The 24,557-nt window shown below is 46.1% G+C and carries 18 protein-coding genes; 7 read left to right on the top strand and 11 right to left on the bottom strand.

The window, feature by feature from the left end; translation table 11 throughout:
• Positions 1 to 701: 701 nt before the first annotated feature.
• Together NC796_RS15345 and NC796_RS15340 are read right to left on the bottom strand one after the other, a co-directional pair.
• On the bottom strand, positions 702 to 1,514 hold the full coding sequence (locus tag NC796_RS15345; protein WP_310685633.1) for a sulfite exporter TauE/SafE family protein: 813 nt from the start codon (positions 1,512 to 1,514) through the stop codon (positions 702 to 704).
• Positions 1,515 to 1,771: 257 nt separating this feature from the next.
• Positions 1,772 to 2,566 carry a PhzF family phenazine biosynthesis protein gene (locus NC796_RS15340; RefSeq protein ID WP_310685632.1) on the bottom strand — a complete coding sequence of 265 codons (795 nt, stop codon included), beginning with the start codon at positions 2,564 to 2,566 and terminating at the stop codon, positions 1,772 to 1,774.
• A gap of 687 nt (positions 2,567 to 3,253) precedes the next feature.
• Here NC796_RS15340 and NC796_RS15335 point away from each other — a divergent pair.
• A complete protein-coding gene (locus tag NC796_RS15335) occupies positions 3,254 to 5,662 on the top strand; it encodes an endonuclease MutS2 (protein ID WP_310685631.1) in 2,409 nt (802 codons plus the stop codon).
• Between the two features lie 129 nt (positions 5,663 to 5,791).
• Positions 5,792 to 6,457: a transposase gene (locus NC796_RS15330; protein ID WP_310685629.1), complete on the top strand. Its 666-nt coding sequence runs from the start codon at positions 5,792 to 5,794 to the stop codon at positions 6,455 to 6,457.
• Between the two features lie 6 nt (positions 6,458 to 6,463).
• On the opposite strand, the gene NC796_RS15325 is transcribed toward NC796_RS15330, so the two are convergent.
• From NC796_RS15325 to NC796_RS15315, 3 genes are all read right to left on the bottom strand, one after another.
• Entirely contained in the window at positions 6,464 to 7,213 is a 750-nt protein-coding gene (locus NC796_RS15325; RefSeq protein ID WP_310685627.1) for a uroporphyrinogen-III synthase, read from the bottom strand.
• An 89-nt stretch (positions 7,214 to 7,302) separates the two neighbouring features.
• Positions 7,303 to 8,457, bottom strand: coding sequence for a BamA/TamA family outer membrane protein (locus NC796_RS15320; protein WP_310685625.1), 1,155 nt, complete (start codon positions 8,455 to 8,457; stop codon positions 7,303 to 7,305).
• Positions 8,454 to 8,822, bottom strand: a complete 369-nt coding sequence (locus tag NC796_RS15315; protein ID WP_310685623.1) for a carboxymuconolactone decarboxylase family protein — start codon at positions 8,820 to 8,822, stop codon at positions 8,454 to 8,456. The genes NC796_RS15320 and NC796_RS15315 overlap by 4 nt, the downstream gene beginning before the upstream one ends.
• 198 nt (positions 8,823 to 9,020) lie before the next feature.
• On the opposite strand from NC796_RS15315, the gene NC796_RS15310 reads away from it, so the two are divergent.
• Positions 9,021 to 10,535 (top strand): hypothetical protein, encoded by a 1,515-nt coding sequence (locus tag NC796_RS15310; RefSeq protein ID WP_310685621.1) that lies wholly within the window; start codon positions 9,021 to 9,023, stop codon positions 10,533 to 10,535.
• 246 nt (positions 10,536 to 10,781) lie between these two features.
• Here NC796_RS15310 and NC796_RS15305 read toward each other — a convergent pair whose 3' ends face one another.
• The 5 genes from NC796_RS15305 to NC796_RS15285 all read right to left on the bottom strand — a co-directional run bounded on the left by NC796_RS15305 (position 10,782) and on the right by NC796_RS15285 (position 18,264).
• Positions 10,782 to 13,277 (bottom strand): TonB-dependent receptor, encoded by a 2,496-nt coding sequence (locus tag NC796_RS15305; protein WP_310685620.1) that lies wholly within the window; start codon positions 13,275 to 13,277, stop codon positions 10,782 to 10,784.
• Complete coding sequence (locus tag NC796_RS15300) at positions 13,274 to 14,683, bottom strand: HTTM domain-containing protein (protein ID WP_310685619.1); 1,410 nt, start codon at positions 14,681 to 14,683, stop codon at positions 13,274 to 13,276. The genes NC796_RS15305 and NC796_RS15300 overlap by 4 nt, the downstream gene beginning before the upstream one ends.
• A 12-nt stretch (positions 14,684 to 14,695) precedes the next feature.
• Complete coding sequence (locus tag NC796_RS15295; RefSeq protein WP_310685618.1) at positions 14,696 to 15,820, bottom strand: imelysin family protein; 1,125 nt, start codon at positions 15,818 to 15,820, stop codon at positions 14,696 to 14,698.
• Positions 15,821 to 15,899: 79 nt separating this feature from the next.
• Complete coding sequence (locus tag NC796_RS15290; RefSeq protein ID WP_310685616.1) at positions 15,900 to 17,027, bottom strand: DUF4856 domain-containing protein; 1,128 nt, start codon at positions 17,025 to 17,027, stop codon at positions 15,900 to 15,902.
• 172 nt (positions 17,028 to 17,199) lie between these two features.
• Positions 17,200 to 18,264 (bottom strand): extracellular solute-binding protein, encoded by a 1,065-nt coding sequence (locus NC796_RS15285; protein ID WP_310685615.1) that lies wholly within the window; start codon positions 18,262 to 18,264, stop codon positions 17,200 to 17,202.
• Positions 18,265 to 18,378: 114 nt separating this feature from the next.
• On the opposite strand from NC796_RS15285, the gene hemG reads away from it, so the two are divergent.
• Together hemG and pruA are read left to right on the top strand one after the other, a co-directional pair.
• Entirely contained in the window at positions 18,379 to 19,752 is a 1,374-nt protein-coding gene (gene hemG, locus NC796_RS15280) for a protoporphyrinogen oxidase (protein ID WP_310685612.1), read from the top strand.
• Between the two features lie 85 nt (positions 19,753 to 19,837).
• Positions 19,838 to 21,469, top strand: coding sequence for an L-glutamate gamma-semialdehyde dehydrogenase (gene pruA, locus NC796_RS15275; RefSeq protein ID WP_310685609.1), 1,632 nt, complete (start codon positions 19,838 to 19,840; stop codon positions 21,467 to 21,469).
• Positions 21,470 to 21,547: 78 nt separating this feature from the next.
• On the opposite strand, the gene NC796_RS15270 is transcribed toward pruA, so the two are convergent.
• Positions 21,548 to 21,982, bottom strand: a complete 435-nt coding sequence (locus NC796_RS15270; RefSeq protein ID WP_310685607.1) for a hypothetical protein — start codon at positions 21,980 to 21,982, stop codon at positions 21,548 to 21,550.
• A gap of 149 nt (positions 21,983 to 22,131) precedes the next feature.
• On the opposite strand from NC796_RS15270, the gene NC796_RS15265 reads away from it, so the two are divergent.
• Positions 22,132 to 22,971: an SDR family oxidoreductase gene (locus NC796_RS15265; protein ID WP_310685605.1), complete on the top strand. Its 840-nt coding sequence runs from the start codon at positions 22,132 to 22,134 to the stop codon at positions 22,969 to 22,971.
• Between the two features lie 212 nt (positions 22,972 to 23,183).
• The gene (locus NC796_RS15260) at positions 23,184 to 24,461 is read left to right on the top strand and encodes a BON domain-containing protein (RefSeq protein WP_310685603.1); all 1,278 of its coding nucleotides are present in this window, start codon (positions 23,184 to 23,186) and stop codon (positions 24,459 to 24,461) included.
• The last annotated feature ends 96 nt before the right edge of the window (positions 24,462 to 24,557 follow it).

Here is a 24,557-nt window from a genome sequence, read left to right as displayed (position 1 = left end):
GCAATGCCGTCGTCTGCAAGTTGCTGTATCGGGTGTTTGCGGTGATCAAACGAGGGACTCCTTACGTGAAAATCTATCAACATCAGATAACCGAATCTTCTTGACTAAGTCTTAGAATACCAAAAAAGTCACCAGAAAATCCCATATTTTGTTCTTTACTGTCTCTTAACAACTAATTGCTTTTCAACTCTGATAGCTTTTTCTCCCTTCTGCTGCAGGGATTTTCTAGGCGTGGAAGGCGTGCTAATTTCTTAAATATGCCGTCCAAAATTTTCCCATGTCCGAAAGATCTGGTTTGTTTATTTTAGGTCCTTGGAATCCAAGAATTCTACATTTATAAATCATAATTCCAACATCCGGCCTATGGATTTATGAGCCGATCCGAGCAAACACAACGGAGGCGTTAAGAAAGAAATCTTGTTCGAAAGGATTTATGTAGCTTTGAGTGATGAAAACCTCACTTCCTTGAAAAGCCAAAAGATGTGAATATCTTGATTTCTTTTAGCCGTAGTGGAGTGCCGCTAGGCGAACAAATCCTCAGGCGGCGATTTTTTTATTCATTTTTTGATCGTTCAAAAAATGAAAATCCCACAATGAAACAATAGGATTCAACTTTTAGAGGAGGCCCTAAATAGTTCCATCCCTTTTCTTGGTTAAAGTACGTCATTTTGATCTACTAATTATTTAAACCATAACCAGCCTTAAAAAACATCGCTCAAAAGCTTTACAACAATAATCAGTGCCAGCAAGGCGAAACCATACTGGAGGTATTGGCGGTCCACTTTCAGGTTGATGAAAGCTCCCGCAAAACCGCCGGTGAGCCCTCCAACGGAAAGAGGGAGTGCTGCCCCGAAGTCGACCACACCCAATGCATAGCCTGACAGTGAAGCCCCGCCGGCCTGGAAACAGAGTTGTATCCAGCCGGATAGCGATATGAACACAATGGCCAATGAGGAAATACTTACCGCCTTTTGGATAGGCAACCGGTAATACAAATTCATAATCGGTACCATGACACTGCCCCCTCCTATGCCGGCCAGCGCAGCTACAAAGCCCCCCGCGCCACCGGTGATGCTTGACTTTTTGACCGTTATTGAACCCGTAGCGTTGGTCACAGTCTCCTCATTATCTCTTCCTCTTTTAATGAACATATAGGCCACGTAGAAAAAGAGGAGACTAAAAAAGATGGCAAATACTTTTTCGGTATAGAATGCCGATGTTGCCACCTGCTTGCCCACCCATACGCCAACAGCGCCCAGCAGACCAATTTGGATGCCCTCTCTCCAATAGAAATTGTTCTGCCGGAATTGGCGTATTGAGCTTCCGGTGGCAGCTATAAAGGTACAAAACAGGGAAGTTCCAATGGTCCATAGCACCGTTTGTGAGAGACCGGCCTCATTAAATAACAGGAATAGAATTGGGGTAAAGAGCACTCCGCCACCGATGCCAAACACGCCGGCAAGAACCCCAGCTATCAAGCCTATAAGTAGTAAGAGCAGAAAAGAGAATTCCATTAAGGGCAGTTATCAGTTATCAGTTATCAGTTATCAGTTATCAGTTATCAGTTATCAGTTATCAGAGGCTGCTTATTTCTTAGGACTGAGTCAAAAATTACTTTTGCGTGATGCGTAACTTTTAATGCTTTCAACAATAATCCTATCCTTACGTATCACGCATTACGGATTACGGATCGTAGGGAGTGCTCCCTCCTAATCCGGCAAACATTCTCAATTGCATATTGCTCACTGTTCCTTGATCACTGACACACTGTTCACTGCTCAGGAAGTTCAATGGTGCCAGTCATAAAAGTTTGGGCGCTACCTCCGAGTTCAACGCGGTCTCCATTCAGCTTACATTTGACTAAGCCGCCGCGTTTGGAGATTTGACGTGCCGCAAGGGTATTTTTGCCCAATCGCTCAGCCCAGTAAGGTGTAAGCATGGTGTGTGCGGAGCCGGTTACGGGGTCTTCATTGATACCTACAGCAGGAGCAAAAAATCGCGAAACAAAATCGATCTCCTCTTCATCGGATGGAGCGGTAGCGATTATTCCCCGGGTATCCAGCTTCTTTAGCTTCAAAAATTCAGGAGAAAGCTGTTTCACTTGCTGTTCATTTTCAAATACAAATAGGTAGTCCATCCCCTGGTAGCATTCGAGTGGTGTGGCTCCCAGCATCTCTTCTATTCCATTAGGAAAAGACGTTTCATCAGCCGGACTTGCGGGAAAGTCCATCACCAGACCATCGTCATCACGTTTGACTGTCAGCTCACCACACTTGGCATCAAAAAAGATAGCATCCTTCTGGTAACCCAACTGGTTAAAAAGTACGTAGGCCGAGGCCAGTGTAGCGTGCCCGCACATATCCACCTCTACTTCCGGTGTAAACCAACGAAGTTCATACCTGTCTCCTTTTCTCACAAAGAAAGCGGTCTCCGACAGGTTATTTTCCATTGCAATCTGCTGCATCAGCTCATCGGGCAACCAACTGTGTAGCGGACAAACAGCGGCGGGATTTCCTTCAAAAATTTTTGATGCAAAAGCATCGACTTGGTAAAGATCTAATTTCATTATGGTGTTTTACTGTTGTTAATGTTCAAGGGTTATGGTTCACTATCTCCGTTCATGTCGATCAATAGATTTAAGCAGTTACGAAGGGCGGTGATTTTCTGGTTCGTTTTTTATCACTAAAAAATGAACCATATCGTCAAATAATTAGTGATCGAGAATACAAGAACCATTATAGTACATAGAACTAACACAAAGTTAACGTGAACTCAAATTTAAGAAGATGCCCAAATCCTCGTTAATCTGTCAATACATACCCTCGCAGATGTTCATTTTTTGACCGACCAAAAAACGAACGCAAAAAAGTCGCCGGCTGATGTAATTTTTGTTACGTTCCCTCCGGCGGTGCTAAAACCGTTTAAACTCGATCCACTGGAGAACGCGGATCTCAAACAAAAATGGTTTCTTTACGCACCTACTACAGTCACTCGGTCAACAAAAATTACGAAGGCCGGGCCAAAAAGAAATAGCCATTCGACTTCTAAATTCTCAAGCAAGCTTGTCCTGAGATCTTACCTCGTAATAAAACAGTGTCATAAATATTTCGTTGAATTCAAATTCAGTGATTCCGTTTAAAGAAGCTTATATTTGGACGAATTAGAAATTGAAAAAGCTATTTATTGGCCTGGAGTGCAACTCCCTGCCAGTTCCCAAGACTCAAAACCCACGATTCACGACTCGTAATACAAGATGCAGTTTTATCCTCCACAGCTTTCAGAAAAGATAGGATTTGAAATGATCCGCCGAGAGGCGATAGATCGCACCCGCTCGGTTATGGGAGAAGAGCACCTGCAGCGGATGGATCCCTCCTCTAGTACCGAACGCGTAGAACGGCAACTGGATGAAACAGGAGAAATGATGGACCTGATCCGGAATGATGCAGCTTTCCCTCTCGACAACCTTCACGATATCCGGGAATCACTGAGCCGTTCCAAACCGGAGGGAGCCCTGCTTTCTGCCGAGTCTTTCCTTGAAATCCTGCAACTGGCGGCCACTGCCCGGCGTGTTAAATCGTTCCTGGAAGATCGCGAGGAGCGATATCCCGTGCTAAATCAATTAGCTGTGGAACTTATTCCCCTAAAAGAATTGGAGAAAGCGATAAACAAAGTGATCTCCGAGCAGGGATCAGTCAAAAACAATGCCAGCCGAGAGCTCCAGTCGATCAGGTCGAGACTGGGGAAACGGCAAAACGATCTTCGCAATACCATCAACAAGGTGATGAGCCGGGCCACCAAACAGGGTATGGCCTCTGACGAGGGGCCTACCATACGTAACGGGCGGATGGTCATCCCGATACAGGCCGAATACAAGCGGAAGATACAGGGCTTTGTGCACGATGTCTCTTCTACCGGGCAAACGGTCTACCTGGAGCCGGTAGAGGCGCTCAATATCAACAACGAAATTCGGCAGCTGGAGTCGGAAGAAAAACGGGAGATAGAACGAATCCTGCGCACGCTGACCAATGATATTCGCAAAAACCGGCAGTACTTGGCTCAGAACACGGAGGTACTCGGCAAATTCGATATGATATACGCTCGGGCGGAGCTCAGCATCGATCTGGACGCCTTTGTGCCGGTACTCTCCGATGGGAAATATATCCGGCTGAAGGAGGCATATAACCCTATCCTGTTGCTCAAAAATCGGTCGAAAAGTGAGGAGGAGCGCGAACCGGTCATACCGCTCAATATGGAGCTCGAAGAAGAGGAGCGCTGCCTGATGATTACGGGTCCCAATGCCGGTGGTAAATCGGTGGCTATCAAAACGGTAGGACTCTGTGCCATGATGATGCAGTCCGGGTTTGCCATCCCGGCCAAAGACACGTCCGAACTCCCTGTTTTCAGCAATATCTTTGTGGATATGGGAGATGACCAGTCCATTGAAAACGACTTGAGTACATTTTCGAGCCGCCTGCAGTGGATGAAGTCGGTGATGGATAATGCCGACGATGGCAGCCTGGTGCTGGTGGATGAGGCCGGGGCTGGCACCGATCCCGATGAGGGAGGCGCACTATACCAGTCACTCATTGAATTCCTGATCCAGCGCGGGGCACTTTCGTTGGTGACCACCCATCACGGGTCACTCAAAGTTTTTGCCCATGAGCACCCCAAAGCGGTCAACGGCTCAATGGAGTTCGACCAGTCCACCCTCTCCCCAACTTACCGGTTCAAAAAAGGGATTCCCGGAAGCAGTTATGCCTTTGAAATTGCCCAGCGCATGGACCTGAGCGCCGACCTGCTGACCAAGGCACGCGAGATCACCGGCAGCAAAAAGCAGGATATGGAATCGCTGATCAATGAATTGGAGGCCAAGGCGCAGGAGGCAGACAACCTGAGAAAAGATTATGATCGCCTGAAAAAAAAGATGGAAAGCGAGCGGCAAAAGTATGAGGATAAATGGCGTTCGCTGGAAAAGGAGAAGGACCAGATTCGTGAAAAAGCCCTGAAGCAGGCGGAAGAGATTATGCAGTCAGCTAACCAGCGTATTGAGCGGGCTGTTGAGCGGATTGTGAAAGAGGGGCAAAAAGATGACCAGGCGATCAAGGAGGCTCGCAAACAGGTAGCAGAGCAGAAAGAAGATATCGAGGAGGAGTTGGAGGAGATAGAGAGCAAACAAAAGCAGGAAAAACGGAAGCAAATTTCGGAGGAGCCACCTGCTGTCGGTGATACAGTTAGACTCATGGATGCCAAGACCAAAGGAGAGCTTGTGGAGATAAACGACAACCAGGCCGTTGTTCAGGCTGGTGGTCTCCGGCTCAAAACAAAGTTCGATAACCTTGTCAAGGTGGATGACGGCGGCAACAAGAAATCTACAAAAAACCGTATAAAGGTAAATATTCCACATGGTGCCCGACCCGGACCTACGAAGCCGTCCATAGAAATACGGGGGATGCGCGGGCACGAAGCGATGAAAGAGGTGGAGCATTACCTGGACAACGCCATTGCAGCCGGGCTGCAAAGTGTTGAGATTATCCACGGAAAGGGCGAAGGGATCCTCAAAAACCTGGTGCATGAGTACCTACAGGAGCGACCGGAGGTGCAGAGCTTTTCGCTGGCTCCCGCTGACCGGGGTGGTGCCGGGGTTACAGTGGTGAAGTTATGAATTGTTGAAAGCTATCCTAGTTAGTTATCATCTAATCATTCTGCCTTGAACCATTGAATGTTCATTTTTCCAATGAAGAAGTACCGCGAGCTTCAGCTCGCGATTGAACAATCATAAAGAGAGAAATATATGGCGTATTATCGGAGACGACTTCCGCATCTACAATTTAATGAGGGCACCTATTTCATCACATTTGGTTTAGCAGGTTCTTTACCGACTCATGCAGTCGACTATCTTCGTCAAGAAAAACAGAGGATTAAAGATTCTCCAAAAGAAGAAATTGATAAATCCCAAAAGCTGTATTTCAAAAAATACGACCACCTGTTAGATAGCGGAAGCAGTCCTTTATGGCTTGGGAAGCATAAAGTTGCAAATATTGTCGTGAATAAAATAAATGAGTTGGATAATGAAAGATACATACTACTATGTTACACCATTATGCCGAATCACGTCCATCTTCTTTTTAAACTGACGGAGTCGCGAGCTAAAGCTCGCGGTACTTTTGATCCCGCATCGAAATATCCTGTTACTCACATTCTTAAACTGCTGAAGGGGGCTACTGCTTTTAAGTGCAACAAATTACTCAATAGATCCGGTAGTTTTTGGCATCATGAAAGCTACGATCGGTTAGTCCGAAATCATCAAGAACGTGATAATATTGTAAGATATATTCTGGAAAATCCTGTTAAAGCAGGATTAGTCTCTAAATACGATGAATGGAATTGGAGCTATTGCCGAAATAAAGCTTTACCGTCACGTTCAATTGTACCCCGAGCTTCAGCTCAAGACCAATAACCAAGACTACATAAACTCCTTTACCTGCTCTAAAATCGACTCCCAGCTTCCCTCAGCCGTTTTATCAACCTCGATATCATGGTCTTCAGCCAATTTATCGGTAACGGCCTGGTCGCCGGCAATAATTTTGGCATTGGTTTCGTGCAGGTTGGGGAAGGCGGCCTGAATTCGATTTACAGAACGGCGTGAATGGTAAACAATCACATCAAAATGGTTCTCTATAACTCGCTTTTGGTATGATTCCAATTCTTCGGTTTTGGGGCCTTCCAGCTCAAACAGCACCTTTTCATTCACTTCAATGTCCATCTCCTTGAGCAGGCCGGGGATCTCTTCTTTTCCATACGTTCCACACGGGAAAAGCACTGTGCCTAAACGGCGAAGACGCATCAAAAACTCCAGCATCTTGATCGGTTCTTCACTCCCCGGGTAAATGGCTGGAACCCCGTGCTCTTCTAAAAAGTCTGCTGTTCGCTGGTCTGCAGCCAAGTTCACACGGTCGGTCACGCTTTCCAGCAGATCAAACTCCTCAACCCTCGAGATAAAGAATTGTGCATTCCGCTTATGTCCGTGAATAATATTTTCTGCCGCATCAATTTGCGCTGCAAGCTCATCCCGGTCGGTTTCGAGAAGCACGTATTTCTCAAGTGGCAGATGAACCACCTGCAACTCATTGACATTTGCATCTTCTAAAAATACCTCGGAATCTTCAATCGCCGAGGTCAGTAGTAAGGTAAAGCCTGTTGTTTCAGATGACATTTGGATTACTGAGAATCACTCCATTTTGATAATTAAAATTATGATGTTAACAACATTTCTACATTTGTAAACTTAACCTATGGCAGGGATTAAAATGTATACCCTATTCCCACGTAAATTCGCATCATATCTTCCGAAAACCCCGCTTCTCCACGCAGGATAAAATCAGGACTAAAAAGCGACATCGCTCCACCAATTCCCACCGTCTGTTTGTAGTCGGAAAAAAGGTCTCCCCAGTCGTCCTGCTCAGTAAACACGCGCCCGACATCGGTAAAAAGATGGCCTCCCAGCTTTATCTGATATTCCGGGAAGATAAACACCCATTTCCTGAACTCGAGGGAATAGGCTATCGAGGAGTTCCCAATAAAGCGGTTGAGCGGGTATCCACGCAGCGTTTCATTATTCCCCAGTGCGGAACGCTCCCAATATGGGATGTCGCCGGTGGCGTGGCGAGCCTGCAGACGATTGGCGACTGTAACCCAGTTGAACAGCCGAAAATACTGTCGAATATCGCTTTCCAATGTGATCAAGCCATAATCACTGAGGAGAAATTCCGGGGCTGCGCGAACTTTCAATTTTGCACGGTTACCAGAGATGGGATCAAACTCACTATTCCGATTCTCCCAGATCAGCCCGGTGCTCACTGCATTTATCCAGCCCCCGGTTATACCTTTGGGTAAATCCTGGCTAAACTTTGAATCTTCCTGCTTCACATAGGGGATCTCATATTTTGTGCCGATGCCAAAAAGCAGATCAAGCCGTGAATTGGCGTCCATAGAAAGAGGTTGCCGCCCCTCGTACGCAAGGGCTATCTTTTTGGACTCAAAAAAGTAAAAGTCATCGTCAAATTGTTGCTCATTAAACGTCGAATTGTTTCCAATCCCAAAGTAGTAGTCATATTTAAAACGATAAGCAAAAAGGGAGAAATTGCTGCGGATATCAGTTCCGAATGTCTGGGTCTGATCGTACTCAAACTCAAAGTTAAACATCCCCTTTGTGGAAATAAGGGCCGTGGATTTAATATAATTATTGAACGGTTTGGCATTGCCGGTGTAGTCGATGCGGCTGAAAAGTCCCCCGCCTACCAAGCCAATGTCGGAGTCATAAGCCAGTGCAGGAAATAAGGATGATTGCACTGAATCTGCTCCAACAGGGCCAACCCCGACCTGGGCGCGTGCTGGAAGGCTCGATAAAGTGAAAAATCCCAAAAGAAAGGCGATTACATATTTCACGGTATAACTCAATCCAGGACTCCTTCGTTTTCAAGTAGCTCAAGCGTTTCAACGGCGTGACGTAAATGAGGAATGACGATACTGCCACCCACGGTCAATGCGATGTTGAGGGCATCAATAATCTCCTCTTTACTGGAACCGGTTTTGGCACACTGCTCGAGGTGATAATCGATGCAGTCGTTGCAACGCAACACGGTAGAAGCCACCAAGCCCAGCAGCTCTTTTGTTTGGACGGGCAGCACCCCGTCGTTGTAGGCGTTGGAGTCCAGGTTAAAAAATCGCTTGATCCCTAGGTGATCAAGATCCATGATTTTATCATTCATCTCAGACCGGTGGGCACGGAATGTATTAAGCCTGTTCTGTTTTTGTTCACTCATGTCGTTTTATTGATACTACAAATCGGAGCATAAAATACCATATATTCTACTGAACTTTTAATGTCTTTTACTTCGATAATCATTTCGCGAAACATATTTTAGGTTCTATTCGTGAGACCACTTTTGATGATATGGCATTAAATCTGTAATGAAAAACTTGTAAATTCGAGAACAGATAAAACCTGATCAGTAGATCCTGTGTTTTCAAAAAAATCACCCGACCATAAACTTGTCGTCATTGGAGACAGCATTAGCCAGGGGTTCAACAACGGTGGCATTTACCGGACGGAACTGAATTTTCCTTCCTTCCTGAATCAATGTTTTGAGCCTACGCCCCGCTTTGATCAGCCGCGTTTCACCGCCCAGGCGGGGATTCCACTAAATTTGGAGGTTCTTGTTCGGGGGCTGGAGGATGAGTACGGTGATACGATAGAGTGGAATGAATATCTTCCGGCCGCAGGACATCTCTACTCTACTCTGCGCCGAATAAAACGATACTGGGAGGGCCACCTGAAGCCACTTGCCAGCGAGCGGGATCTACCCTATCACAACCAATCGGTATGGGGATTTGCCATGAATGACGCATGGATGATGAATGAAGAAATGAGTCGGAAGCATATCGAAATTCACCGGGAAACCTACTCTGTTTTTAATGTACTGCCGGATCATGCGATGTATATCACTGCGTGTATGGTACTGAATCCCTCTTTTGATGAAAAATTTTCCGCATTTACCCAGATTGATAACGCCCAGTACCTGCAAGATCACGGGGGCATTGAAAATCTTATTGTAACGATGGGGCATAACAACATTATCGGTACCATCACCGATTTGCGTTTCGAGTATTCTGAGCCTGAGGACCTTGAAAAACCGCCTTCTGAACGAAATTATACCGTGTACAGGCCTGAGCATTTCGAGATGGAATACCGCAAACTGGCCGAGCGAATTAGTACTATCGGGGCTAAGCGGGTGATTATGCCCACTATTCCCTATGTGACGATTCCTCCCGCAGTACGGGGAATTAACGAGGATCTCTCGCGAGACAGAGGAGGCTACTTCGACTATTACACGCGATTCTGGATCTGGGATTCTGATTTTAACCCTGATATTCATCCCCATTTCACCAGGGATGAGGCGATAAAATTGGATATGATTGTGGATGAATACAATGAAATTATCCGTGATATCGCCGATGAGTACGGATGGATTGTGGTCCCTTTGAATAAATATGTTAGTGCGATCGCCAATAGGCGGCTGGGCGGACAAATTAATGTCCCTTTCCCGGACGATTTCTGCAGGGCGATGAAGAAAAATCCTGCTACGGCCCACCTGGTGGAGGATCCCATGAATCCCAAAATTAGCACGGAATACCTGCGGATCGACCGTGACAGCGGTAAGGTGTACAAGGGCGGAATCTTTAGCCTTGACGGCATCCATCCCACCACAATCGGATATGGCCTGATGGCCCACCTATACTACCAGACGATGAAAGAAAACGGTGTCGAATTCGATAAGCCGCTGAACTGGGATTATATCATCGAAAATGATACACTGGTTACCGATCCCCCATATTTGCTGGTAGAACTACGAAACCTGCTGCGATTTCTTTCGATGGGGCGGCAGGAAAAAATCACGAAGATCGGCAAAAGTGTACTGGGACAACTCATGCAGGCATTCTCGCCAAGAAGACGCTCACCCAAGGAAAGCATCTAACCCGGATTTCTCACAAGTATTTGAGATAAAATCCTGTAGCTTAATGGCAGGAAGCAACTTATATCATATTCAACGGGAAATAATAATAACAGGGTGTAAAACGCAGCTGAGGAATAAATTTCTTGGTGAGAAGTCCAGGTTAGCGTGTTATTTAGTTAGTTAATTGGCAAAGTGGTTATTTATTTGAAAGCAGTATAGTAAATGAACGTTTCCCAATAACAAATAAGCGATAACCAATAACAACCCTTACAAACTGACTCCCAGCGTCAGGTAAAAGCTCCTGCCCTTGGATGGGATAATTCCCGGTCCGGGATATCCCGTAGCGCGACGTGTAAAGTAATAGTGATTGTTCAGGTTATTAACTCCGGCCTCTACACTAAACCATTCATGACTATATTTAGCCGATAGGTCCATAACATGATAAGCCGGGATAATTCCTTCGATGGCGGTGGGTGTTTGGCGCGCATTCGTAGCATCAGAATAGTGCTCACCTACATACGAGAATTGATAGGTTGCCTCAAAATTATCTTTACCAAATGTAACTCCTGTTTTGAAATTAACCTTTGGTACAAGCTCCACTTCATTTCCCTCAATGCCACTGGTCTCAGATTCAGCATACTCCGAGGTGATCAAAGCCAGATTTGAGAACAGTGACAACCGGGTTGAGGTTGACTCTCCTGCCCACAGGCGATAGAGGTTAACCTCAGCAAAGGTTTCAAGACCATAGATTTTGGCATCGGCAACATTGGTTCGGTATCGAAACGTTCGGTCTACCAAGCCATTGAATTTAGGATTTGGTTCAGTTTTGAGTACGGTCCCGATTCGGTCCTCGTATGAAAGATGGAATAAACTCAGATCATAGTTGAAAAACGTATCCTTACTACCCCTTATCCCAAGGTCAACATTAAATCCTCGCTCATCTTTTATATTGGGGTCCACCTCCAGGCTCCCGATATCCACGCGGATATCATTGAAATTCATGGCGCGGTAGTTTTGGGAATAGTTGGTGTATATCTCAAAATTTTTGTTTGACTTGTAACTGGCCCCTATCCCAAAAAAGACAAAAGAACGTTCCCTTTTTCGCTGTTCCAGGATTCGCTCATCCACCAGGATATTGCCCGCCAGGTCTTTGACGAGATTTCGGTAGTACCCGTCGGCCTCGGTACGGATATATTCAAATCGCACGCCGGGCGTAATACTAATATTGGGGGTGATGTTGAAAATATTTTCTACAAACACGGATCGATTCCGGCTGGGGAGATCAAAATCTGAACCATTTAAATTATCAGAATTGAGATAGCTGAAATCGGGATCACTCCCGTCGGTACCCAAGCCTTGCCGGCGATGCGTGAAACCGTTATAAAACCGGGTTCCCACTAGAAAAACAGAGATTTGACCCAAAAGAGAATAGCGGTGAATCAGCCGTGTTTCGTTACCCCAGTTTCGGAAATCGTCTTTCAACAAGTTGCGCGGTCCTCCAAAATCCAGACGGTCGATACGCTCCAGGTTACCGACGGCATCCCGCCCTGCCACCAGCCCAAAAAACCTGGTATTGAGGCGTGTTCGCGAGGAAAAGCGATAATCCGCCTTGATGGCAAACAGGTTCCAATTCACCCGAAACCAGTTCCGCTCCCTGTTTGACTGGGTGGGATCCTCTTCAAACTGTGCATCAGTTAGTCCACCCGGCTGCTGGGCCAGGTAGTACATGCGCGTATACTCAGGATTGATCGTCAGCTTTGGAGCAACTTTGTACTGAACGGAGGCATAACCGGTATGCTGGTCAAGCTCGGAGTTGGGCCGCCACCCGTTGCTCTTTTTGTATTGGAAAAAGCCGTAATAATTTGCCTTCCCCTTCGAACCGCCGATACTGTTGAAGGATGTGAGCAGCCCGTATGAACCGACGGTCTGATTGGAATTGAATTCAAAGAACTCATTTTCTGGTCCATCCTTAAATACAAAGTTGAGAAGTCCGCCAAACTGGGTACCGTATTGCAGTGAGGCGGCGCCCCGAACGATTTCTATACGTTTTAGAGCTCGTACAGGTGGGGTGTAGTAACTTTCGGGATAGCCCAGGGCATCGGCAGCGATATCGTACCCATTTTGCCGAGTATTGAAATTAGAACTTCGATTGGGACTCAAGCCCCGCCCGCCAATACCGAGCTGAACACCGGCCCCGTCACTTTGCCAGATATTCAAACCGGCCACCTTGGCAAATACCTGCCGACTGTTATTCGTGGCAAGATTTGCCGCGATATCATCTACTACGACCACTTCATTTTTCTTGGACTCATTGATCGTGACGCCCTCGACTGAGCGCATGCGAGTAATGCCAAAGGTTTCCTGGCTGACATCTTCTACGGTCACAGCCTCCAGCGCCCCCTCCAGCAAAGCAAGTTCCAAATTCAGTACCAGGTCGGTATCTTTAATAATAACGTCCCTGGAGGTAATTTTTTTGCCGGGATAAAATGCGGTAACGGTATATCTGCCCGGCTCAATTCCATCGATGCGGTAACGGCCTTTGCTACCGGTTTTATCTTTGAATGCCGTAGTCGTGGTAAATAGATTTTGTTTGCTCGCGGAGTCACCCTCTGATGAATCCGCGATAAATACGTACGCCACCGGCAGTGGCTGTCCAATCCCATTTGTCACTTTTCCCGATATCGAATAGGTCTGCCCCATGGCCTTTCCTGTAATGGTAAACAGGCCTGCAATTAGCGTTATAATTGTTGTCAAACGTTTCATCTAGAATTACTTCCCAACCAGCTTTTTTGATTATCAGGATATGGCAATATCCATTCTTTATGTTCAAATCCACGACTTTCCTCGGTTAAGTCCACTTCCGGATCAATCATCAATCTGCTTCGCCGTCCATTGAGCGTAACATATGCTTCGGCTTTGATCTCAACATCCTCGAGTCCCTGTTGTTTATATTTGTCCTCAAGGTGATGTGCAAATTGGAGAATCATATCAGGCTGTGTAGACATCATCTTTTCCTGGTTTGGCGTAAGATGCTCCCAGTTTGAAACTTCCCAGGACTTTCCCGTTTCCGAATTCCGTACATGAAACGTGGCATAGCCGGCTTTCTCCATCAACATCACACGCCATGAAAAGCGGTATCCTTCCTCAGTCCAAAACAGGTTTCCAGGATAGAGGGCGAAGCGAAGGGGTACCAATACCTGCAACAGAAAATGCAGTACCAGCACAACAGTTAATATCGTTGAGGCACTTTTACTGAGCGTCAGAGATCTTTTTTTAGAAGTATGTTGCGATGTGCCAGTTACCTCTGACTTCCAAATCGCTACCTTACTCCATAGTTCACGTAACTTTGCAATGCATTGTTCATGGAACTCTTCCGAGAAATAGATCAAGGTGCAAAGAATCATGATGTAGGGAAACATCCCGATCTGGAAGAGTGCAGATGTCATCAGGTGGAAGGCAATGACCGCGACATAAGCAAATTTGCGCGTGGGTTTGTAGAGCAGAAAAAATACGATGAAAAGGTCATAAAAAGCCCCGGTCCAGCTAAACAGGTAGGCTGTGCTCGTGTATTCGAGAAGTGGACCTATCAGGGGCAGGTGAGCATTGGCCGGCAACCACAGTTTCAACGGCATGGCATTGAACAGCCAGTCCGGATTCAACTTGGCCAATCCGGCATAAAAGTAAACAAGCCCCAGCTGTAGTTTTAATATGTTGATTGTCCATGATGGGACGGTCGAGACCTCCAAATCGGACCTCCTCATCACATCCAGTGAAAAATATCGATGGGCCGGTACAATAATTAGCAGGAAGCTGATAATACTGACAAAGTAGTAGTGGTTGAGGTAGTTGGTCTTGTCGATAAGCTCTACATAGCTGAAAGCGAGGAAGAAAAGAACGGCGGCCACCCGGTAATAATAACCAAGCATAATACCTACTGCCGCCAACCCCATCACCAAAAAGAGCAGGTACATCCCCACTTCTCCCAGTGGCGTTACCCATTCAAAACCGTAGTAAGTAAAGAAGAAATCCGGTTTGACATAGAGTTCATAGATCCATCCGTTCAGGGCAAAACGGATGATGCTGACAACCATGATAAACCCAAACAGCACCCGGAACATGGCCAGGGGAGCTGCAGATTTTTGAGATGTCAGGTACTCTTTCATGCCCATTGTTACCAATTATTAATCGCCATCATTATCCTGGTAGGTGATGGTAACGCCCAGAACCGATGTCATATCCACTTTGAGCAGTCTAACGATGTCCTGCAACTCCTTGAAAGTGTTTAGTACTGGTTCATTATCGGACTCAATTTGCCCTGAAAGAGGGTCGTTGAGCTCCTCTAAAGCGGTGACTGCCTGGTCAATTTCAGTGTTTATTTCTGTTGAAAGCTCCGCCGCATCGAGCGCCTCCAAATTTTCTTCTAGGCCAACGTCCTGCGAACCGTCAATACCGGCCCCCTTGAACAACCGCTGTATCGCCTCCAGGTTTGCCAAGGCCAGCTCAAGGGAGTATCCCCCGAAGTGTGCTTCCGTGGCGACGGGGCGCCGTACGCCTGCACTTCGTACGCCTGCGGGAATACCTATTTTACCATCTCTAAAGAAACGTTCGTAATGCAGGACTGTAGCGTTAATCAGCATTCCAAGCGAACTACCCACGTCTGTACCCGCATTTTCTTCGCTCAGGAAGGTCGCCAGGTAATTCCCCCCATCCGCAGACCATTCTGTGGCGGTGTCATCTACTTTCTGTTTTATAAACGTGATGTTGTCCTGTAAATAAGCCTGAAAACTTGCAGCCAGCTCACCTTCGCTGTAGATCGATACAATTTCCTGATTGCTTTCACCGATACCGTGCAGCAAAAAATCGAGAGCAGGGAATCCAACAGCTGCCCGATTTTCAATTGTACCCAGCGTGTAATCACCAGATTCGATATTTGATTTGATCTGTGATGTGTCAGCCGGGTAGGTATTCAATGAGGCTCGCAATGTCACTGACTCCGCCGGCCCAAACTGGAAGATGTTTGCTTCCTGCCATGCGAGGCGTGCCGCCTTTAGATCACTTTGTAGTATGGATAACGTGCTCTCAGTAGGATCCTCAATAAATGCGTCAGCAGAGGTTTCCAGCGAAACCGTGGCATCCTGCAGATTCAAATAAGCCGGCAGAATAGTATTATTACCATAATTGCTGAGCATTGCTGCACGATCAAAATTATTCTCTCCACCATTGATGCTGTCACTCTTGCAGGAACCCAAGAAAACTAAACTCCCCAGGAGAGCAACTGTTAAAATTGGACGAATATGAGAAATCATAATGTTCCTTCTTTTATACACCAGAAGGCCTTACCGGGCATTTCACCCAGCAAAGCCTTTGGTTAAAAATTAGTGCTTGTTACAACTGATTCTGAACAGGCTCCAGTTCCGGATAGATATTCACCAGTGTAGACTTTGCATTGTTAAGTCCGTCGTTCGTTACATTCCAGAAATTGCCATTTTCACCAAAATCAGTTTCCATAATCTGCTCAAGTTGTTCCAGCGTAATCTTCCTTTGCGGACTGTACTTCAGCGCGTTGGCAAAAGCCCAGGCTTCCGAAAGCGTGTGAAACGCCTCACCCAGATCTCCATTATCGAGATGCGACAATGTAGAATTGATATAATGAACAGTCGTTGCAGCAGCCAGCAGCTCAAAGTTTTCATACAGAATATCAACCTGCTCGCTCAATGCTGACTGATCTTTATTTACAATAGCGGTACGTCCACTGATATACGCATTCATCAGGATATCATTCATCCCAAATTCGTCATCAGCTCCGTTTGAGTAATCAGCCCAAAAGCGTGCTTCAGATTCGCGCTCTTCCGGCCAGTCGGATGAGAAATCAACCGGGGCTCCGAAGTAACCGAACGCCTCATCAAAATGATGTTCCTTGGCTGTGTAGTTGGCACCTTCTTCAAGCTGTTCATTCTCTACGTTGGGACCAATGCGGTCATCGGTGAGATACACATTAAAAATCTGGTTAAAGAAAACCGCGCCCATCAGTCCTTTTTCTACGAGCTGGCCATACTCTCGACCATTTGCACTGACTAAAATAGTGGAACCGCTATTTTCGCGTTCTATCAGTCCGGCAGTCCCGTTGGAAGCTGTAATTCCGTTACTACCATTTTCACTAGCTGTGGCTGCACTGGCAAAAATATCCTGGAAAAGATTGGCATCAAGATCGGGTGCAAATGTCTTGTTCTTCAATTGGCGATCGGATGTGAATGAAAAATTACCTCCGCCATTCCCATCTTTATTCTCGAACATATCCAACAACGCCTGCTCTGAAAGCAGTTCGCCATCGTCTCCTTTACCCATGTAGGCATCAATCTCTTCTAGCATTTTCAAGCGGTCAGTTTGCCCGGGGTAGGCGACACTCGACTCCCCATCCCTGGAAAATTCATAGGTACTGGGAGTATCTATCGTTTCTTCGGTTGAATTGTTGGTATCGCATCCTATGGTGAGCATTACAGCTGCGATTGCCATTAAGAAAAGCTTGGATATTCTTTGCATTAGCATAATGAGGGTCAAATTATTCGTACTAGAGTTCAGATTATTGTGAGCCGGATACTAACATTATTTAGACTAAATTTAAATTAAATTATTAGCCATTTTTACCAAAACTACCTTGAACATCAGCTTTACCCATATTTCATGACTAGATCAGACCCGCTTCCCTGAGAAGGTTCAGCGTTGCCCCAAGGTTCTGGAGATTTTCGTAATCGTAATCCGGGCTTATCTTGAGCGCTTTCTCGCTGTCAAGCATATAATCTGGCAGCGTTACGGTGTTTATGACGGGATATTCATGCACAACATCGGCAGCATAGCTCTGTGCTTCCTGCGAAACCAAGAAGCGGAGAAATTCCAAGGCGACCTCGTCCTGACTGGAGGTTTCCAGGAGGCTGGCCCCGGTTACCAGCGCCAGGTTCCCGATATCGCCTTGTGCAAAGTGATAGGTTTCCACGGGTGCATTTTCATCGACAACGGGTTCGTCAAAATAGACTTCCTCTTCATACTCCCCTTCGGCTCCGCCATACTTGTACTGCAAAATGTAATAGTGATTGGTCAATGCAATATCGATCTCTCCTGCGATCAACGCCTGTATCATCGGGGGGTTGGAACTGTATGAGGCCGGGTTTAGCTGCTGCATGCCCGCCAGCCAGCTCTTTGTGACATCTGCGCCTTCCAGGTCTCGCATAGTGGTAATGAAGTCGTAAAAACTGGAATAGGTGGGAGTCCATCCGACGCGACCTTCAAACTGTGACATCTCGGGCAGGTCCATCACTGACTCGGGCAAATCGGCCGTATCTACACGCTTCGGGTTGTAGGCCAACACACGAAAACGCACAGTTATCGGCATCCATTTTCCTGAAGTCGAAGCATAGGAATCGGGTACATTCAGCAATGTGTCGGGCAGGGTCTTCAGCATATTCGACTTATTGGCGTTGGCCAGTGCACCGGTCGTATTTGCCCAAAAAAGGTCGGCGGGGCTTTGGTCGCCCTCCTCACGCATGACGGCCAACAGCTCAGCATCATTGCCATATCGTACATCGACCCTGTGCCCGGTTTTCTCTTCAAACTTTTTCACCAGATCATCAACCAGAGCTCTGCTGCGCCCGGAATACACAACAACGTTTTCAGATCCGGATTGAGAACAAGACGCAAATAGCAGTGCTATGGATGCGAAAACGAAAACCTGGACAAACCTTTTTTTAATATTCATTTTAATTCCTTTGCTTCATCTTCTGTTAATATTTTGGTGGTAGCATCTACCTGATTCAAACAGCCCCAAATTTAAAAATTTATTTAGATCAAGTCTAAGTTAATTCTAAAATTTATGCCGTTCGATAATCTGCGTCATTCAGTTGCTGTAATCGGAGGGGGAATTTCGGGCCTGACAACCGCTTTTTTACTGAAAGAGAAAGGGGTTGATGTCACTCTTTTGGAAAAAAGAGATTATCCCGGTGGTGTAATAAGAAGTGTGCAAACCGACGGTTGGCTTCTTGAACGGGGACCAAATACGGTGATGGCTAAATCAGAACGACTTTGGAATCTTGTTCAGAAGCTGGATCTGAGTGAAGAGATTATTCAGCCAGGGAGCGAGGCGAGTAAGCGATATATTGTAAAGGAGGGGATCCCCCATGCCCTTCCAACTTCATTATTTGAATTTATTAAAAGTAAACTGTTCTCGACCTCAGCAAAATTTCGCCTGTTCAAAGAACCGTTCATCCCCAAATCGGAAAGTCCGGAAAGCATTGCCAACTTCTTTGAGCGGAGGCTGGGTAAAGAGGTTCTGGACTACGCCGTCAACCCGTTTGTTGCCGGAATTTATGCCGGGGATCCCAAAAAACTTTCCATAGCCCATACGCTCTCCAAAGTTTATGAGCTGGAGCAGGAATTTGGCTCCATCGTAAAAGGTGCCGTCAAATCAAAGGGAGGTTCAAAATCGAATAAAAAACTACCTCGAAAGGGATTGATTTCGTTCAACAAGGGGATCCAGCAGCTACCGGCACGTCTGGGAGAACATCTGGGGTCTTCACTTCATTTAGAAAGTGAAGTGACAGCAATTCAAGGTGATAGTCAAGGATGGAAAGTAGCCATTAAGGGGGAACAACCTCAATCATTTGATGCCATCATGTATACTGTTCCCTTGCATCAACTAAAATCGATCGACATCGACGCGGTACGGCACGATCTTTTAGACCACTTAGCTACACTGCGATATGCCCCGATTGCCACCACTTGCTTTGGCTTCAAACGTGAACATATTCGTCATCCGCTTGATGGTTTTGGAATGCTCGTGCCCGAGGTAGAACCTTTTAACATCCTGGGCTGCCTGTTCTCCTCCTCCCTGTTTAAAGGACGCGCGCGCGGCGAACACGCACTGCTCACCTGCTTCGTTGGAGGCGATCGCAATCCCGAGCATGTGGAACTACCGGATAATGAAATCAGGGCGATGGTGCTCGAGGATTTAGAAGCTCTGCTCGGGTGTTCAGGCGACCCCGTTTTTGAATCAATCCATCGCTGGAAAAAGGCGATTCCGCAGTATGGGCTTGACTATCAAACCTACCTGGATGCCATGGACGATTTTGAGACTCAAAACCCCGGTTTCTTCTTTACAGGTAATTTCAGGAAGGAGGTTTCGGTGCCGGGCTGCATCGAACAGGCCTATGAAACGGCAGACCGAGCTGCTTCGTTTTTGCAGTCTTAATGCAGGTAAAGTTTTATTATTTTAGGACTGAAATTATTGAACCCTCTTTTGATATCATTTTAAAGCGAACAAAACGTAATTATTTATGGCGAACGCATATTTCGAAATCCGGGAGCCCGAGAATGAACCGGTTAACTCCTACGCTCCGGGCACTCCCGAACGATCCGCATTGAAAGATGAATTAGAGCGACTAAAAAACGAGACTGTTGAAATTCCCGCTATCATCGGTGGCGAAGAAGTAAAAACCGGAAACACCGAAGATGTGGTGATGCCCCACAACCACGGACACAAGCTGGGAACAGTACATCTCTGTGGGGAGAAAGAGGTTAAGATGGCGGAAGAAGCAGCTCTCGAAGCTCGAAAAAAATGGGCTGATATGCCGTGGGAGCACCGCGCATCCGTTTTCAAAAAAGCAGCAGATCTGCTTTCAGGTCCTTGGCGATACACGATCAACGCCGCCACGATGCTGGGCCAGTCAAAAACCCCACACCAGTCTGAAATCGATGCCGTGGCTGAACTGGTCGACTTTTTCCGGTACAACTCATACTATCTCACCCAGATCTACCAGGACCAGCCCTACTCACCGGACGGTATGTGGAACCGCTCGGAGTATCGGCCGCTGGAAGGATTTGTGTTTGCAGTGACGCCCTTTAATTTTACTTCCATTGCCGGCAACCTGCCCACCGCACCAGCAATTTGCGGCAATGTGGCACTCTGGAAACCGGCGACTTCATCCGTTTATTCCAGCTACTTTGTAATGAAACTACTGGAAGAGGCGGGACTCCCAAAAGGAGTGGTCAATTTCATTCCGGGATCGGGCGCTGATGTTGGAAATCCCGTCATGAACAGCGAGAACCTATCCGGACTTCACTTTACGGGATCCACTGCTACCTTCCAGCACTTGTGGAAACAGATTGCCAACAATATTGAGAAATACAAGACCTACCCGCGCATTGTGGGAGAAACCGGAGGCAAAGACTTCATTTTTGCCCACAAGAGCTCTGATGTAGATGCCCTGGTTGTGGCAGCTCTCAGGGCAGCATATGAATACCAGGGGCAAAAATGCTCGGCGGCCTCTCGCATCTACATTCCAGAATCGATCTGGAGTGAATTTAGTGAACAATTCCTTGAAGAAGCCCAGAAAATTAAGATGGGCGACGTGGAGGATTTTAGCACCTTCATGGGTGCTGTGATTGATCAGAAAGCTTTCGACAATATTACGTCTTACATCGACTACGCAAAAGAAGCGGACGATGCCGAAATTTTGCTGGGCGGAGAGTATGACGATTCGGAAGGCTATTTTGTGCAGCCTACCCTGGTCCGGGCTCACGATCCGAAATTCAAAACGATGGAAGAGGAGATCTTCGGACCGGTTCTGACGGTTTATGTATACGAAGATGCAAAGTTTGAGGAGACGCTTGAACTTTGCGACACCACCTCTCCTTATGCATTAACGGGCAGTATTTTTGCACAAGATCGGGATGCATTGAAGCATATGTCGGATTACCTCAGACAGGCGGCAGGTAACTTCTACATCAACGACAAACCGACTGCAGCGGTTGTCAATCAACAGCCATTTGGTGGAGCTCGCAAGTCTGGCACCAACGACAAGGCCGGTAGTGCCGCCAACCTAATGCGGTGGCTTTCTGTGCGATCAATCAAGGAGAGCACTGTACCGCCCAAAGATTGGACTTATCCTTATATGGGAGACGAATAATTCTCTAAAAAAGTATGCGACGCACTGGCTAAAGTGCGTCGCATTTATAGGTCGGCTGAATAAGCAAATGGAGTATAACTAGCCACCTATATTTAATTTGTCTTTAAGGCTTTCAAAACTTTCGTTCAGGCTGTCCAGTTGGTCGTCAATATTTTCTTTCAAGTCCTGCCAGTTTTCTTCAGATCGCGCCTTTAGCTCCTCAAGGTCGTCACCCAGTTTTTCTCGCTTATCCTGCAGACTCTCCAGTTGCTTTTGGAGTTCGCTCTTCGTTTCGCCTGAAGTTTCACTGATTTTATTGCGAACCTGTTCCATCTCACTTTCAATGGAATCCAGCTGCTGCTCTACATTGTTAATAAATTCTGTTTTCGTTACTTCCAGATCACGTTGCACTGATTCCACAGCCTCCTGGCTCTCCTCTTTCACCTGGTCAAGCTCGTCTTTCGATTTTTGGCTACAGGCTGAAAACAGTAGTGCTAACGACAATAAAAACAGTAGATAAATGGAATTTTTCATAATAATCTTCCAAATTTTCTGTTCATGGTTATGGAGTATTCGTTAAGCTGGTACTATCAAAACCTGGTTTTGTTCCAATCCAGAATATTTATGATTTCCGATACTCTTTTATGATATTTAAGCCGAAATTTTCAAAAGAATAGTTAGTTATGAACATCAGTATTTTAGGCTGCGGTTGGTTAGGACTGCCATTAGCATCTAAACTGGTCGAAGATGGTCACACCATCAAAGGATCGACAACTTCACAAGAAAAGATTGAGACGCTAAGAAAAAAAGGAATAACGCCCTACCTGATCAACCTTCAACCTGAGCTTGAAGGAGACAGTGAAATTTTCAGCGATTTTTTTGACTCTGACCTGTTATTCTTAAATGTGCCTCCGGGACGCAGACGCAAAAATGTAATTGAATTTCATACCCGGCAGGTCGAATGTATTATCGAGCAACTGCAGGAATCACCTATTACGTCCGTCATCTTCGCCAGCTCAACATCGGTTTATCCCAAAAAAGGCGGGGTCATGGTAGAAAATGACGCCAAAGCCGGGCAGGCTACGAGAGATTCCGGTGAGGCCCTGATCAAGGCAGAACAGATGTTGCAAAATCAGGTTCATTTTGATACCACTATTATTCGATTTGGTGGACTTTACGGCTATGATCGTAATCCAGCCAACTACCTTGCAGGCAAAAAAGATGTTTCCGGTGGAAATGCACCGGTGAACCTGATCCACCAAGACGACTGCATCAATATCCTTTCAGCTATTATCGAAAATGATATTCGAGGCGAAGTTTTTAATGCAGTTTCTGACGGTCACCCTCCCAAGAACCAGTATTACAAAATCATCGCAGAGCAAGCGGGGGTTGAGCCACCATCTTTTCTTCCCGATACTGGCAAAAATTATAAGGTGATATCTAACCGAAAGCTGAAGAAAGCACTGGATTACCAATTTGTATATCCCAATCCACTGGACGTAGTCTCAGCGATATCGGAATAAAATCTTCCGCCCCGTGTTCCTCAATGAACACTAATTCCGGGCAGCTATACAGAAAATTACTGTATCCTGACCATCTCCCTATGCTGATTAGTATAGATATTTTAAAACCTGTTAAGCCTATGGTGTACATGAACTTAAGACCCTTACTACTTGTTATGTGATTGGAATTCAGGAAAGTAATTGAATTCAAATCCAAAGGAGGTCTACGAGTTATGAAATCGCCTGGATTTGCTCAGCGATTTCCACTCTCGAAAATATTTGTAGTACTACTTTCTTTGATATTCGTTGTTTTCATCAGTTCATGTACTCAAAACGAATCAACCGATCAGGTTGCAGAACTTCCTTCTGATCAAGAAGTCACCCAAACGATACGAGCACAACTAGATGCTACTACTCAAATACCTTCAGATAGCATCAGCATAGAGACTCAGGATGGTATTGTAACTCTGAGCGGAGGTATTGATAACCTCTTGGTAAAAAAAGAGGCTAATAAAATTGCTCAATCCACCTATGGTGTGTTGGCAGTCGTTAATCAGCTCAAAATCGAAGCCTCACGCCCTGACGATGCTGTCGACAAGGATGTGGACACTGCCATCTCTACCGATGCTGCCATGGAATCATGGAAAATAACCTCTCAAGTAAACAACGGAATTGTGACTCTGGAAGGAGTCGTTGATACCTGGCAGGAGCGTCAGCTGGTAGCCACTGTCGCCAGCGGAGTAAAGGGAGTCAAAGGCATCAACAATAACCTGGTTGTAAATTATGACCAAAGCCGAACAGATGAAGAGATAAAAGCCGAGGTTGAGCAGCGGCTTAAGATGAATTCACAGGTTAACAGCAATATGATCAAGGTAGATGTCACAGATGGCAATGTAACACTTACCGGGGCGATCGGCAGTGCATATGAAAAATCACTTGCTCAAGATCTTGCCCGCGTTACCGGTGTTAAATCTGTAGCAGCAGATCGGCTTGAAGTCCATCCCGAATATGATAATGCGATGTTTAGTACCGAAAAGATAGAGACCCTTACTGCCGACCAGGTTAGGGAAGCGATAGTTAGCACCTTCCGTTACGATCCGCGTGTCCCCGAAGATAAAGTTTCCGTTCAGATCGAAAATAACACGGCCATATTGGAAGGCAGCGTGGTAAATCTGAACTCAAAACTTGCGGCAGAAAGTGACGCCCGCAATACTGCTGGCGTAAATGAAGTAATAAATAATATTGAGGTTGAACACAAAATTGTGGTTGAGCCCGGGGTACCAACCACAGACGAGGCCATCACACAACGCCTTGCAAATGCTATCGATAGAGACCCCTATGTTGAAAAGACGGCGGTAACCTTGAAGGTAGAGGGCGGTCTCGCCAAAATTGACGGGACTGTAAACTCGCAGTTCGAAAAAGAGCAACTCAATAAAATTGCCAGCAATGTTAAGGGTGTGATTGCTATTAACAACAGCGTAGAAGTTACTGCCGGCGGGCAAGACACCTAACCAATACTATTAATGAGATAAAGCCTGCTCCGAATTTTGGGAGCAGGCTTTTCATTTTTTTAAAAATTGCAACTGTAAGATGAATCACTATACTTG

It is taken from the genome of Aliifodinibius sp. S!AR15-10 (assembly GCF_031569985.1).
Lineage (GTDB): Bacteria > Bacteroidota > Rhodothermia > Balneolales > Balneolaceae > JAMQKA01.
Note: the sequence above shows the minus strand (reverse complement) of the source record. Positions and strands in the feature narration are given on the sequence as shown.

Bases quoted from the DNA above. Each gene is read 5' to 3' on its own strand.
- NC796_RS15335 (WP_310685631.1), top strand. From the start codon at position 3,254: ATGCAGTTTTATCCTCCACAGCTTTCAGAAAAGATAGGATTTGAAATG.
- NC796_RS15260 (WP_310685603.1), top strand. From the start codon at position 23,184: ATGAAATCGCCTGGATTTGCTCAGCGATTTCCACTCTCGAAAATATTT.
- hemG (WP_310685612.1), top strand. From the start codon at position 18,379: ATGCCGTTCGATAATCTGCGTCATTCAGTTGCTGTAATCGGAGGGGGA.
- NC796_RS15290 (WP_310685616.1), bottom strand. From the start codon at position 17,027: ATGGCAATCGCAGCTGTAATGCTCACCATAGGATGCGATACCAACAAT.
- NC796_RS15330 (WP_310685629.1), top strand. From the start codon at position 5,792: ATGGCGTATTATCGGAGACGACTTCCGCATCTACAATTTAATGAGGGC.
- NC796_RS15265 (WP_310685605.1), top strand. From the start codon at position 22,132: ATGAACATCAGTATTTTAGGCTGCGGTTGGTTAGGACTGCCATTAGCA.
- NC796_RS15300 (WP_310685619.1), bottom strand. From the start codon at position 14,683: ATGGGCATGAAAGAGTACCTGACATCTCAAAAATCTGCAGCTCCCCTG.
- NC796_RS15325 (WP_310685627.1), bottom strand. From the start codon at position 7,213: ATGTCATCTGAAACAACAGGCTTTACCTTACTACTGACCTCGGCGATT.
- NC796_RS15295 (WP_310685618.1), bottom strand. From the start codon at position 15,820: ATGATTTCTCATATTCGTCCAATTTTAACAGTTGCTCTCCTGGGGAGT.
- NC796_RS15315 (WP_310685623.1), bottom strand. From the start codon at position 8,822: ATGAGTGAACAAAAACAGAACAGGCTTAATACATTCCGTGCCCACCGG.
- NC796_RS15270 (WP_310685607.1), bottom strand. From the start codon at position 21,982: ATGAAAAATTCCATTTATCTACTGTTTTTATTGTCGTTAGCACTACTG.
- NC796_RS15340 (WP_310685632.1), bottom strand. From the start codon at position 2,566: ATGAAATTAGATCTTTACCAAGTCGATGCTTTTGCATCAAAAATTTTT.
- pruA (WP_310685609.1), top strand. From the start codon at position 19,838: ATGGCGAACGCATATTTCGAAATCCGGGAGCCCGAGAATGAACCGGTT.
- NC796_RS15285 (WP_310685615.1), bottom strand. From the start codon at position 18,264: ATGAATATTAAAAAAAGGTTTGTCCAGGTTTTCGTTTTCGCATCCATA.
- NC796_RS15305 (WP_310685620.1), bottom strand. From the start codon at position 13,277: ATGAAACGTTTGACAACAATTATAACGCTAATTGCAGGCCTGTTTACC.
- NC796_RS15345 (WP_310685633.1), bottom strand. From the start codon at position 1,514: ATGGAATTCTCTTTTCTGCTCTTACTACTTATAGGCTTGATAGCTGGG.